Here is a 12,480-nt window from a genome sequence, read left to right on the forward strand (position 1 = left end):
TTAAGAATGTTTGTGTCAATTTAATGAACAACGTACATAATATTATGCATTTTGTTTTTACAAGCTGTATAGTAAAAAAAGATAAATATCGAACGTATTCGAAGCATTGGTAAGGAAGGGAGCAAGGGTCTTGGTAAGAACTATAAATGAGACATTTTTAAAAGCATGTAGGGGGGAACGTACCGATTATGTACCAGCATGGTATATGCGTCAAGCAGGTCGTTCACAGCCGGAATATAGAAAGATTAAAGAAAAGTATTCTTTATTTGAAATTACACATAATCCAGAGTTATGTGCTTACGTTACAAAATTGCCGGTTGATCAATATAACGTAGACGCAGCAATTCTTTATAAAGATATTATGTCACCACTACCTGCAATTGGTGTGGATGTAGAAATTAAATCAGGTATTGGCCCAGTTATTGATAATCCAATCCGTTCTTTACAAGACGTAGAAAAACTAGGGGAAATCAATCCAGAAGATGACGTACCGTACATACTAGATACAATTCGTTTATTAACGACAGAAATGTTAGACGTACCGTTAATCGGTTTTTCAGGAGCTCCATTTACATTAGCGAGCTATATGATTGAAGGCGGTCCATCTCGTAACTACCATAATACGAAAGCGTTCATGTATGCAGAGCCAAAAGCTTGGTTCGCTTTAATGGATAAACTAGCAGATATGGTTATTACATATTTAAAAGCGCAAATAAACGCAGGAGCAAAAGCAGTTCAAATTTTCGATTCTTGGGTTGGAACAGTAAATGTAGCAGATTATCGCGTATTTATTAAACCAGCAATGGAGCGTATTTTTGCAGAAGTTCGTAAGATGGGTGTACCGATGATTATGCACGGCGTAGGAGCTGCACACTTAGTGAATGAGTGGCACGACTTACCGCTTGATGTAGTCGGCTTAGACTGGCGCTTACCGATTGAAGAAGCACGTGCACGTGGCGTTCATAAGGCGGTACAAGGTAATATGGACCCTTCATTCTTACTTGCACCATGGTCTGTTATTGAAGAACATGTAAAAGGTATTTTAGATCAAGGGATGAAACAGCCGGGTTATATCTTTAACTTAGGTCACGGTGTATTCCCAGAAGTAAATCCGGATACATTAAAACGTTTAACTACATTTATTCATGAATACTCTAAAGGGCAGTTAGCGAAGTAAAGGAGAATTGCTGTATGAAAAAGAAAATTGGTTTGCTTGTAATGGCATACGGAACGCCATATAAAGAAGAAGATATTGAACGTTACTATACACATATTCGTAGAGGAAGAAAGCCAAGTCCTGAAATGCTGGAAGATTTAACAGAGCGTTACCGTGCAATTGGTGGTATTTCTCCTTTAGCTACTATTACATTAGAGCAAGCTAAGAAGTTAGAACAGCGTTTAAATGAAGTACAAGATGAAGTAGAGTACCATATGTATCTTGGTTTAAAACATATTGAACCGTTTATTGAAGATGCGGTGAAAGATATGCATAACGACGGAATACAAGATGCAATCGCACTTGTTCTTGCACCTCACTATTCTACGTTTAGCGTGAAATCATACGTTGGACGAGCACAAGAAGAAGCTGAGAAACTTGGAAACTTAACAATTCACGGCATTGATAGCTGGTATAAAGAGCCGAAATTCATCCAGTACTGGGTTGATGCAGTGAAAGGTATATATAACGGTATGTCAGATGCAGAGCGTGAAAAAGCAGTATTAATCGTATCTGCACATAGCTTACCAGAGAAAATTATTGCAATGGGCGATCCATATCCAGATCAATTAAATGAAACAGCGGATTATATCGCGCGCGGAGCTGAAGTAGCAAACTATGCAGTAGGCTGGCAAAGTGCAGGAAACACACCAGATCCTTGGATTGGTCCAGATGTACAAGATTTAACGAGAGAACTAAATGAAAAGCACGGTTATACTTCATTCGTATATGCACCAGTTGGATTTGTTGCGGAACATTTAGAAGTTTTATATGACAACGACTTTGAGTGTAAAGTTGTAACGGATGAAATTGGTGCGAAATATTATCGTCCAGAAATGCCAAATGCATCGGACGCATTTATTGATTGTTTAACAGATGTTGTATTAAAGAAAAAAGAATCTGTACTGTAAGAAGAAAGGGGGAGCCTGCTTGAGGAAAAAAGTTGTGATCGTCGGCGGAGGCATCACTGGATTAACAGCAATGTATAACTTACAAAAAAATATTCATGAAAAAAACTTGCCGATTGATACATTACTTATAGAAGCATCGGGTAAACTTGGCGGAAAAATTCAAACCGTTCGAAAAGATGGATTTACAATTGAGCGCGGACCGGATTCTTTCTTAGCACGAAAAGAAAGTGCAGCTAGATTAGTGAAAGAATTAGGTCTTGGCGATGAACTTGTAAATAATCAAGCCGGTCAATCATTTATCCTCGTAAACAATCGGTTACATAAAATGCCGAATGGATCAATGATGGGAATTCCAACGCAAATTACGCCGTTTCTATTTTCCGGGCTGTTCTCCCCAATTGGTAAACTAAGAGCTGGTTTTGATCTATTAATGCCGAGGTCAAAGCCAGTATCTGACCAATCACTCGGACAATTTTTCAGACATCGTCTTGGAAACGAAGTGGTTGAAAACTTAATAGAACCGTTACTATCGGGTATTTATGCAGGGGATATTGATGAAATGAGCTTAATGTCAACATTCCCGCAAATGTATCAGATTGAGCAGAAACATCGCAGTATTTCACTCGGTATGCGTACGCTCGCTCCGAAAGAAGAGAAAGCTGAACCGAAAAAGGGAATGTTCCAAACAGTGAAAACAGGTTTAGAATCTATCGTAAAATCTCTCGAAGCAAAGATGCATGAAGGTACGATAATAAAGGGAACTCGCATTGAAAAAGTTGCAAAACAGGGTGATGGTTATACAATTACTCTTAGTAACGGAAAAGAAATAGAAGCGGACGCCATCGTAGTGGCAACTTCGCATAAAGTATTGCCGTCCATGTTTGCTCAGTACAAGCAGTTTCGTTTCTTCCGTAATATTCCATCCACATCCGTTGCGAATGTGGCACTTGCTTTCCAAAAGTCTGCAATCCAGCGCGATATTAATGGTACAGGATTTGTCGTATCACGAAATAGCGATTACACCATTACAGCATGTACGTGGACGCATAAAAAATGGCCGCATACAACGCCAGAAGGAAAAACACTCCTTCGTTGCTACGTTGGACGTGCTGGTGATGAAGCGGTTGTAGAACAAACTGAAGAAGAACTCGTTCAGCTCGTACTAGAAGATTTAAAGAAGACGATGGATATTACAGAGGATCCAGAGTTTACAATCGTAAGTCGCTGGAAAGAAGCGATGCCTCAATATACAGTAGGCCATAACGAGCGAATGAAACAGCTCACAACATTTATGGAGAAAGAGTTGCCAGGTATATACTTGGCAGGTAGCTCCTATGCTGGCGCTGGACTTCCAGACTGTATTAATCAAGGTGAGGAAGCTGCAAAGCGTGTATTATCTCATTTGGAGAAAGTAATAGATGCTGAATTAATCGCACAATAAATTATAAGAAACGCCTTCAATCATATTGAAGGCGTTTCGTTTATTATATAAAATACTTATTCGCCAATAAACATATATAAGTTATTTGGCTTTATAACAGCATCTCCTGCATAAATAACCCACTCTGTTAAGTTATCAAAATCTAAATGATAACTATTTCCTTCACTCATATCTTCTATGAAATATGGTTCATTAATGAGTATTCCTTGAATGAAATCTTCCGTAATGTTTTGCATTTCAAACCACATATGTTCACTTTTTCCTTCTTCGTAGGAGACACCAAACTTAGCAAGGAAACGAAAATCTTCATTTGATTGTTCAATGTGAAAAATGTTGCTGAAATACCCGAAAGTATTTTTCGCATTGTAAGCCATACGATCGGTTTCACTATTTGTTTTATAGAACATGAGCCCTGTAGCTTCCTCGTGTTCTTTGAAAAAACTTTCAATATATTCTTCTGAAGTATTAAATTTGAATAAGAGAACGGATGGAGATTGATGGTATTCATCTCGGGCATCCATTCCGCCTAAGAATGTATTTTGTGCATCTATTGGTTGTAGTTTCACTTCCTCATCTTCGATTGAAGATAATTGGTCCATACTCGTTTTATGCCCTATATAAGATAATCCTTTTTCCCACGGAACAGCGACTGTATGTATAGAACCTTGCTGACTATGCGCGATAACGATAGGCTCATTCATAGGGACTTGTCCATTCTCAACGGCATTATTAGCAAATGTTTGAAAGAGATCGCTAATGCCGTAGTAGGAAGAAATGCGATTTGGAATAATTAACTCTATTTCAGTTACGCCTGCTCTTAAAAGACCATGTGTATGAAACCAATATTGCGTAGGCTCACCGTCTTTATCGTCTTCATAAACGGAATGAATAACGTATAAGTCAGGAATGTCAGGTAATAATTCATTTTCAACGTGATATTCAATATAGCTTCTAGATATCACTTTCATTGCTGCACTTGAATCGATTACAAATAACAAATCTGGGGAGAGATTCCATAAGAACTGTAACTGCTGGAAAAAGCAGTCCAGTACATCGCCTACAAATAGCGTACGAGTGAAAATTTCAGTGCCGAAAGCTGCATCTTCAAAATTACGATCTACGATTGTAGCATCTTGTCTATTGTACATTTTATATCCTTCTGGATCGTTCGGTTCATCAATATGCAGTTCATACGGTATGACTGTTTCACCCATATGTAATTCAACAATAAGGCTTGTCTCATCACTATAAACAATTTTTAAATCATCAACTTTAGTAGCGATCGTTTCTAGTCGCTGTTTTAACTGCTCAATTGTAATTCTAGTTGGTATAACGGCAATCATATCTGAAAAATGACGTTCTAATGTTCCATTCATAGCTGCGCGGTATGTTTCTGTTTGCACTTCCATCCAATCACTCCTATTCAAATGAATCCATTTTACATGCCAATTAAATGTCGATATTTTCTGTTTTCTCTCTCTAACATTATAGAGTGTATTTGTAGAAGGTGTAAAATTATTATTTTGTATTATAGTTTGAAAGCTTGTAAATTAAATAAATCTTTTGTAAAATTTGTCGAAATATAGTTCTATATAACGAATCATTTGTTATGATAGAAATGCTGAGAAAATATGAAATAGAGAGAGGAAAATGGCTGTGAAGAAATTGTTAAGTGTCTTTTTATCATTCTTGCTATTGCTTTCATTTACTGGAACTTTAGCGCAAGCAGAAGAAACTGCTTCTATGTCAGTAGAAAAAGCAATTCAAGTATTTAAGCAGCAAGGGAAAACGAAGGGGATAGTAGAAGGATATATTGTTGGATATACGCAAAGTTCTTCTAAATATACGAAGGATCCAGCTAAGTTTGATGATACAAACGTAGCAATTGCAGATTCGCCAAACGAAACGAATCCAGACAAAATCATGCCCGTTCAGTTACCGAAAGGTGATGTGAGAACGGCAGTGAATGTAAAAGATCACCCTGAAAATATCGGGAAGAAAGTTAGTTTGACTGGGACCCTTGAATTATATTTTAGTAACCCAGGTCTAAAATCAGTAACAGCTTATAAGTTTCAAGGTGAAGGACAAAACCGTGTTAGCGATGTAGTAGCTTCACCGAACGGTGGAGAAGTTGCTAAAGGAACAGCGGTAACATTAACGACGAATACAGAAGGCGCAACAATCTACTATACGTTAGATGGCTCTAATCCTACTAATAAAAGCGTTCGTTATAATGGACAAATTATAGTGAATGAAAATAGTGTAGTGAAAGCAATCGCAGAAAAAGAAGGACTTACTCCTTCAGCAATTTCGACATTTTCATTTATTATCGTAAATAATGAACAGGTTCGTATTCATGACATTCAAGGGAAATCACATATGTCTCCTTACAACGGGAAGAAAGTAAACAATGTGGAAGGCGTTGTCACAGCGCTTGATAAAAACGGCTTTTATATAGAAGATAATCAGCCAGATAATGATCCAGCTACTTCAGAAGGTATGTACGTATATAAAAAAGATGTGAATGTAGCAGTAGGAGATCTTATTCAAGTTGATGGAGTAGTAGAAGAATATGTTGGACCAGGATATGCAGAGCGATTTGAAACAGACTTAACGACGACTGAAATTAAAGCGAGCCGCGTTGCTGTAATCGCAAAAGATCAATCTTTGCCAGCACCGATTGTACTTGGGGAAAACGGTGTGAAAATCCCGGACCAGATTATTGATAATGATGCATTTGGTTTATTTGATCCAAATGAAGATGCAATCGACTTCTATGAAAGTATAGAAGGTATGCGTGTTACGATGCCAACACCAAAAATTATTACACCTCAGAAAAACGGAAATTTATATGTAACAGTAAAAAATGGTGGAGATAAAATAGTAACACAATATGGCACACCTCTATTAGATGAAAATCAATTAAACCCAGAGCGCCTTTCTGTAAAAGTACCTCGCGATTATGTAGCAAAAGTAGGAGATACTTTTACTGGAGATATAACAGGGGTAGTAGGATATGATTACGGTTCTTTCCGTATTTCGCCAATAACAGAACTGCCAGCTGTAGTGGATGGTGGATTTAAGCAAGTAGGGGCAAATATTCAGCCACGTCTTGATAAGTTAACGGTTGCTACATATAACATTGAAAACTTCTCGGCGAATAAAAAAGAAACAACAGATGAAAAAGTAAAAGCGTTAGCGTATTCTATTAAATACAATTTAAAAATGCCAGATATTATCGGTGTAGAGGAAATGCAAGATAATAACGGATCAATTAATGACGGTACAACAGATGCGTCATTAAGCGCAAAACGTATCATTGATGCAGTTCTAGAAATTCGTGGACCGAAGTATGAGTATGTAGAAATCGCTCCAAACAATAATCAAGATGGAGGAGCACCAGGAGCGAATATTCGCGTCGGCTTCTTCTATAATCCATCACGCGTGAAATTAGCGACGGTACCGAAGTTACTTGATAAGAATGTTGTTCGTATTGGAGACGAAAATCCATTGTTTGAAAGTACACGTAAACCGCTAGCGGCAGAATTTACGTTCCAAGGACAAAACATTGTTGTCGTTGCAAATCACTTAAACTCAAAACTAGGAGATGCAACGCCATTTGGAAAAGTGCAGCCGCTCGTATTAAAGAGTGAAGACAAACGAATTCAGTTAGCACAAGAAGTAAATTATTTCGTGCAAGGAATTCAGAAAAAGAATACAAATGCACCAGTTGTTGTGTTAGGTGATATGAACGATTTCGAATTCTCTAAACCACTAAAAACACTAGAGGGAACAATCTTAAAAGATATGTTAAACACAGTGCCGAAAGAGAATCGTTACACGTACATTCACGAAGGAAATGCACAAGTGTTAGATCATATTTTAGTAACAAACAATATCGCACCACACACAATTGTAGACCCAGTACACTTAAACTCAAACATTATGAAAGAACACGGACGTGTAAGTGACCACGACCCAGTACTTGCTCAAATTGATTTGAAGAAGGCTTCTTAAAGTGGGGAACGCTTAGGTGACTAAGCGTTCTTTTTTTGCATCGTTATAGAATAGTATAAAGAGATGATTCCTTTTTTTGTAATCTAATGATAAAATTGATTGAATGTTTAGTTTTTAATAAGGGGGACAACAATGCAGTTACAAATAAATGGAAAGGTAATGAATCAGTTTGCAATTTTTTTTAGTACGATCATCATGCTTCAGTTTGTAGCTGATATAACAGGACTTACAAGCAATCTAGATATTACGTATAACTTAATACATACAGCAGCTTCTTATATAACATTTAGTTTGGCGGTTATTTTCACTTTAATAGGTGCAAGAAGAGAATTAAGTAAATATGCAATTGTTTCATTATGTTTAGTTGTAGGTATTAAAGCGATTTACTTTGTAGCGGTCGTTATTTTATGGGGGGTGGCAGGTACGCCATAAGTGAATAGTAAATAAACCCTAATTTCCAATATAGTAAGGAAATTAGGGTTTTATTATACTTGAAACGCTTTTCTACACCGCTCTCTTTTTTGCAGTCTTCTTTTATATTTTTTTCTATCCCGCTTTACTCCTTGTATATACATAAGTAAGCTAACGAAAAGGAAGAAAGCACATTGCGTCATTAAAATATATGGTGACATGCCTTGCAATGGTTGTTTCGGATCATATAAATGAAAAGGTGCTCCGCCTATTGAAGGAAGTATTGTATTTAGCAGGACGTAAGGAATGGAGGCGGCTGCAAATGGAAAGAGAATTGCCATATAGTCTTTTTGTGACCATACAGATGCAGCAAGTCCTAAAAGGGCCATTAAACCTGCAAATAAAAAATTAATTCCGATATATACAGCAATGTAAGTGAGAGGCGCATCAAAATATAGGTTTGCGAACATTCCATCAGCATTTATGATGCCTGAACCAACCGTAGGTGTTCCGTCTGGAATGGTTAATTTGCAAAATAATAACGATAAGATGAATGGAAGTGTATAAAGAAATCCTCCGCAAAAAAACGTAACGATATATTTCGCTACTGAATAAGGAAATATAGAAATCCCCTTACTCACAAACGGTTTAAAACCATCGGACTTATCCGAATTGTAACTTGTACTAAAGGGGAAACTCGCAATAACTGGCATTAATAATAAATAAACATCCATTTCATTGTCGCGAAATCCAATCCATTTTAAATCTGTTGATATAGGACCATTTGCTGCGTTTCCTAAATAACGAATTACATAATAATAGTGATAAATGCAAATAAGAACGAATCCACTAAGCATCATAATTAAAGAAATACGACTACAAAAAGCTTGCTTTATATTTAAACGAAGTGCACGCATCATGACTGAAAAAGCCTCCACTGTTTTGATAAACTTGTCTATTTTCTATATTACTATTAATTGTAAAGATTTTCTTGTTTTTTTATTTGATTATTTGAAAAAGAGGAATTTTGTTGTTGTGAAGTAAGGTTTAGCTGAAATTAATTTTTCTAAAATATGGTTGACAATTAAGTATTACATTTGTAATCTTAATTATAGATTACAAATGTAATACTTAGGAGTGAAACATACGATGACAAATCAATTACCTAAAATATCTGAAGCGGAATTAGAAATTATGAAAGTACTTTGGTCGAATTCTCCGCAAACAGCGAATGAAATTATAGAAGAACTGGAAGATGCAATGGACTGGAAACCGAAAACAATCCGCACATTAATTAATCGATTAGTGCAAAAAGAAGCCGTTTCTTACCATCAAGATAAAGGGCGTATGTACGCTTATTACCCGTTAGTATCACAAGATAATTATTTGCAAGTGGAAACGAAATCTTTACTAAAACGTTTTTGCGGTGCAGCGTTTAAGCCATTACTTGTTAATTTCTTAAAAGAGGAGAAATTATCTTCAGAAGATATTAATGAATTAAAACGCATTTTAGATGAGAAGACAGAGGAGAATAAGAGGAAGGATCGATAAAAATGATAAACACGCTTATAAATGTATACCTTCCTCATTTTTTTGATTGGCTTATAGAAACGTCACTTATGGCTAGCATATTAGTCGGATTTATTTTATGTATAAAAGTTCTATTTAGAAATAAATTAACCCCCCGGTGGCAATATATGCTGTGGATCGTATTAATGATAAGACTCCTTTTACCGTGGTCGCCAGATAGCTCTTATAGCATTTACTCATTACTTTCTTATAGTTCTAGCGTATCGGAAGTTATTCCAAAAAATATGCCGGCTACTGAGAATATAGTGAACATAGAAAGCGACCGAAAAGTGGAATTGGAATCAAATTCTAAAATGGTGACAAAAACTAGCGAACCGGAAGTAAAAGTCAGTTCGGAAAAACAGACTACATTTTCTTTATACAAACTTGCTTTGTATGTGTGGCTAGCTGGGGTAATCATATTAGCAGCCATCACGTTTCTTACAAATAGACGTTTATATTCTTACATAAAGAAACAACCGGATATTACGGACGAACAGGTCACTACAGTGTTTAATCGCTGTAAGCAGTCTATGAAAATGAAGAAGGCAGTTTCATTACGTCTTGCAGGAAAGATTGCAAGTCCAACGGTTTTTAGTTTCTTTCGCCCGAAAGTATTACTATCAAAAAAACATATGAAAGTATTAAATGAACAACAATTACAATATGTCTTTTACCATGAGTTAGCTCATATTAAGAGAAACGATGTAGCTGTAAATTGGATTATGTACAGTTTAATCATATTAAATTGGTTCAATCCAATTCTTTGGTACGCCTATTTTTGTATGCGAGAAGATCAAGAATTAGCCTGTGATGCATATGCACTTACTTTTATAGATAAAGAGGAACAAATTGCATACGGTCATACAATTATTACCCTTTTAGAACACTATTCCTATCAAGTACCAAGCCTAGCAAATTTAAGTAGAAATAAACGAACACTAAAAAGGAGAATCATTATGATTAAAAAATTCCAAAAGAAATCGTATCGTCTTTCTTTACTCGGAGTTATTGCTATAGCAGCTATAGCAGGCGGATTTTTATTAAATGCAAGGATAACTGAAGGAGATGAAAGACAGAAAGAAAAAGTTGTAGAAAAAAAGCAATCTAAAGCGGCATTTGAAAAAGCGATAGAAACAGTATTAGGTACACCGGAGAATGCAAGTAGAGAATGGGGGATGTCAATAACGTCATATAAAAAGAATACAGATTTTTTGTATTTGGCAGAAAAGAATTTTACAAAAGAAGAATTTGAGCAGTATGTTCGATTATTTAAGGAAGCGCAAGAAATTCATAAAAAAGCAATGGTTAAGAAAAATGTGCCTGAGAATTATGATGGAGATACAAAGGAATATAAACCTGAACGCTTGAAGAAAGCTGATCAAGAAAGACTAGCTACTATTGAGAAGACATTAAAACCGCTTGGAGATAAGCTGGAGAAGTCTTTAACATATACTATAGAAGAAGCAAAAGAACATGTACCGTATCAAATTAAGGAGCCAACTTATATACCTGAAGGTTATGAATTAAAGAGAGAATGGGCTGATTCATATTTTGGAAGAGATATAGAATTAGTTATTAAATCAGAATATACAAAAGGGAAATATGGTTTTACAATTTACCAGTCAAGGATGTATATGGATGGTAATGTTAATGGTGGTAAGGATCCACTACACTACATGATGCCTGGGGTAGAGAATCTAGAAAGTTATAGTTTAGATGGGAAAGGAATGGTATATAATAAATCTTCTCATGGAGAGGGGAAGTTAAGGGGCCTTAAAATGTTTGTACCAGCACAAGGTAAGAATAGTGATTATCAAATTGTCATAGTAAATGATATTTTTACAAGAGATACAAAGATATACGAAGAGATAATTGATGATGATCTAACTAAGAAAGAGATGGAGAAAATATTACTTTCTATGTCAAAATAAAAGGCAGTGTTCTTAAACCGTTGGTTTTAAGAACACTGTCTATTTTATTAAATTTCTAGTGGGATCTAGTCAGCAATTATTTACGAATATATTCTAGCTTTCCATACAAGTATACTTTTTGATAAACTATGGAAAGTATGATATACACTGACTGGAATTTTTTTATACTGGAAATAATAAAAAGAGAACTTGTATAGAATGTAAGCGTGTGGTAATATCAAAGATGTACTGATTGACTATATTATCCAATTGGTCATTTTTGGAGGTGATGATGTGGCAATAGATCGAAAACGTTCTATTATTGAGGCTGCAACAAAGTCTTTTTCAGCGTTCGGCTATAAAGCAACAACGATGGATCAAGTAGCGAAGTTAGCGAATGTAGGGAAAGGAACGATTTATACTTTTTTCAAAAATAAAGAAGAGTTATTTGGTGAAATTATTTCTAATTTAATTACAGAAATGAAGCAAGTTGCAGAAAGTGCAATTCGTTCAGATGTTTCATTTTTTGAAAATGTACATAGAGCATTATATAGCATCTTGGAATTTAGAAAAGAACATCAGCTCATGATTAAATTAATTCAAGAAGAGCGCGATATGGGAACGAAAGAAGTACAAGAAGTGATGCAACAAGTTGATGTGGAAATCGTTTCTGTTATTCAATCGTATTTAAAAATTGCGATTGAAAAAGGTGAAATTAGCAAATGTGATCCAGAAATTACAGCATTTATTATGCTTCGTCTATATGTATCGCTTATTTTTGATTGGGAAAAAAATCACGAACCGCTAGAAAAAGAAAAAATTGCAGAGTTATTTGAACTTTATTTACTAAAAGGATTGTCAAACTAAGATAATCCTTTTAATTTTATAAAAAATGACCAAATGAACAATGCGGTCATATATTTAGGTTAAGGGGGGATATAGAAAAATTATAATCATAATAAGAAAAAGTTGCATAGTAATAAATTCAGGGATAAGGCATAT

General features: G+C 35.6%; 10 protein-coding genes. 8 read left to right on the forward strand and 2 right to left on the reverse strand.

The annotated features are described in order from the left end of the window. Positions 1 to 130: 130 nt before the first annotated feature. Genes hemE through hemY form a run of 3 tightly spaced genes read left to right on the forward strand, consistent with a single transcriptional unit; the run spans position 131 to position 3,568 of the window. A complete protein-coding gene (gene hemE, locus V7S45_RS05370) occupies positions 131 to 1,177 on the forward strand; it encodes a uroporphyrinogen decarboxylase (protein WP_000252605.1) in 1,047 nt (348 codons plus the stop codon). Between the two features lie 14 nt (positions 1,178 to 1,191). Beyond that, complete coding sequence (gene hemH, locus V7S45_RS05375; protein ID WP_000726800.1) at positions 1,192 to 2,127, forward strand: ferrochelatase; 936 nt, start codon at positions 1,192 to 1,194, stop codon at positions 2,125 to 2,127. A 19-nt stretch (positions 2,128 to 2,146) separates the two neighbouring features. Beyond that, positions 2,147 to 3,568, forward strand: a complete 1,422-nt coding sequence (gene hemY / locus V7S45_RS05380; RefSeq protein ID WP_001228100.1) for a protoporphyrinogen oxidase — start codon at positions 2,147 to 2,149, stop codon at positions 3,566 to 3,568. 56 nt (positions 3,569 to 3,624) lie between these two features. On the opposite strand, the gene V7S45_RS05385 is transcribed toward hemY, so the two are convergent. Then, entirely contained in the window at positions 3,625 to 4,977 is a 1,353-nt protein-coding gene (locus tag V7S45_RS05385; protein ID WP_097796474.1) for a DUF4026 domain-containing protein, read from the reverse strand. A gap of 241 nt (positions 4,978 to 5,218) precedes the next feature. On the opposite strand from V7S45_RS05385, the gene V7S45_RS05390 reads away from it, so the two are divergent. Beyond that, the gene (locus V7S45_RS05390; protein ID WP_098218413.1) at positions 5,219 to 7,585 is read left to right on the forward strand and encodes a DUF6359 domain-containing protein; all 2,367 of its coding nucleotides are present in this window, start codon (positions 5,219 to 5,221) and stop codon (positions 7,583 to 7,585) included. 132 nt (positions 7,586 to 7,717) lie between these two features. Continuing rightward, positions 7,718 to 8,017, forward strand: a complete 300-nt coding sequence (locus V7S45_RS05395; protein ID WP_001176845.1) for a hypothetical protein — start codon at positions 7,718 to 7,720, stop codon at positions 8,015 to 8,017. A gap of 53 nt (positions 8,018 to 8,070) precedes the next feature. On the opposite strand, the gene V7S45_RS05400 is transcribed toward V7S45_RS05395, so the two are convergent. Continuing rightward, a complete protein-coding gene (locus tag V7S45_RS05400; RefSeq protein WP_000984174.1) occupies positions 8,071 to 8,916 on the reverse strand; it encodes a hypothetical protein in 846 nt (281 codons plus the stop codon). A gap of 229 nt (positions 8,917 to 9,145) precedes the next feature. Between V7S45_RS05400 and V7S45_RS05405 the strand changes: the two genes are divergently transcribed. The 3 genes from V7S45_RS05405 (at position 9,146) to V7S45_RS05415 (ending at position 12,345) form a co-directional block, all read left to right on the forward strand. Next, positions 9,146 to 9,547: a BlaI/MecI/CopY family transcriptional regulator gene (locus tag V7S45_RS05405; protein ID WP_000184503.1), complete on the forward strand. Its 402-nt coding sequence runs from the start codon at positions 9,146 to 9,148 to the stop codon at positions 9,545 to 9,547. 2 nt (positions 9,548 to 9,549) lie between these two features. Beyond that, a complete protein-coding gene (locus tag V7S45_RS05410) occupies positions 9,550 to 11,499 on the forward strand; it encodes a M56 family metallopeptidase (RefSeq protein ID WP_098434710.1) in 1,950 nt (649 codons plus the stop codon). A 273-nt stretch (positions 11,500 to 11,772) separates the two neighbouring features. After that, positions 11,773 to 12,345: a TetR/AcrR family transcriptional regulator gene (locus V7S45_RS05415; protein WP_000963381.1), complete on the forward strand. Its 573-nt coding sequence runs from the start codon at positions 11,773 to 11,775 to the stop codon at positions 12,343 to 12,345. Positions 12,346 to 12,480 lie beyond the last annotated feature (135 nt).

This window comes from Bacillus sp. BR3(2024) (genome assembly GCF_039134555.1).
Classification (GTDB): Bacteria; Bacillota; Bacilli; order Bacillales; family Bacillaceae_G; genus Bacillus_A; species Bacillus_A cereus.

Excerpts from the sequence above, each read along its gene's own strand:
- V7S45_RS05390 (WP_098218413.1), top strand. The coding sequence starts at position 5,219 with ATGGCTGTGAAGAAATTGTTAAGTGTCTTTTTATCATTCTTGCTATTG.
- V7S45_RS05400 (WP_000984174.1), bottom strand. The coding sequence starts at position 8,916 with ATGATGCGTGCACTTCGTTTAAATATAAAGCAAGCTTTTTGTAGTCGT.
- V7S45_RS05405 (WP_000184503.1), top strand. The coding sequence starts at position 9,146 with ATGACAAATCAATTACCTAAAATATCTGAAGCGGAATTAGAAATTATG.
- hemH (WP_000726800.1), top strand. The coding sequence starts at position 1,192 with ATGAAAAAGAAAATTGGTTTGCTTGTAATGGCATACGGAACGCCATAT.
- V7S45_RS05395 (WP_001176845.1), top strand. The coding sequence starts at position 7,718 with ATGCAGTTACAAATAAATGGAAAGGTAATGAATCAGTTTGCAATTTTT.
- V7S45_RS05410 (WP_098434710.1), top strand. The coding sequence starts at position 9,550 with ATGATAAACACGCTTATAAATGTATACCTTCCTCATTTTTTTGATTGG.
- V7S45_RS05385 (WP_097796474.1), bottom strand. The coding sequence starts at position 4,977 with ATGGAAGTGCAAACAGAAACATACCGCGCAGCTATGAATGGAACATTA.